Annotated in this window: 1 protein-coding gene; it reads right to left on the reverse strand. The window is 61.3% G+C overall.

Translation table 11 applies throughout. The features are described 5' to 3' along the window. Nucleotides 1–168 precede the first annotated feature (168 nt). A partial coding sequence (locus tag AC1D1X_RS25015; RefSeq protein ID WP_477699590.1) for an FtsX-like permease family protein occupies nt 169–701 on the reverse strand: 533 nt, incomplete at its 5' end.

Below are 701 nucleotides of genomic sequence, written 5' to 3' on the forward strand. Positions count from 1 at the left end.
GCGTAGGGTCGCAGACAGCAGGGTCGCCTTTTCTTTTGCTTACTTTTCTTTTGGCGAAGCAAAAGAAAAGTGAGTAGCTGCCGGGCTACCCCCGGCCAGCAACCCTCAGCAAAAAACACGTCCTGAAAATCAACCCAGCCTCAGCAAAGAGGGGAATTGGAAGAGCCGTTATTGCGCCTTCCGCAAAGTCTCCACCACTGGCGTATTCAAAACCGACCTCAACCCCCACCACCCCGCCGCCAGTGCCAGCAAAGCCCCCGCCAGGCTGCCCACCAAAGGCACCGTCCACGAACCAGTCCAGCTGAAGTCAAACACAAAGCGAGCCAAACCCCAGCCCACCGCCAGCGCAACGATGGAAGCCAGAAAGCCAGCCAGCAAACCAACGCCCGCCAATTCAGCCCGCTGCACCTGCCGCAGCAGCGAAGCACGCGCACCCACGGCCCGCATGATGGCGAATTCACGGGCGCGCTCTTCACGCGTGGCAGTGATGGCGGCGAAGAGCACGACCAGGCCCGCGGCCAGCGTGAAGCCGAACAAAAATTCCACCGCGCGTATCACCTGGTCGAGCACGCGCTGCACCTGCGCCAGGGTGCTGCTCATGTCGACATTGGTAATGTTGGGAAATGCCCTGACCAGCGTGTTGTCAAAACTCTGGGCATGCGGCTGGCCAGGCACGGCGGCTGGCGGCTCGGGTGCGCGAA

This window comes from Polaromonas sp. P1_G4, from assembly GCF_056405475.1.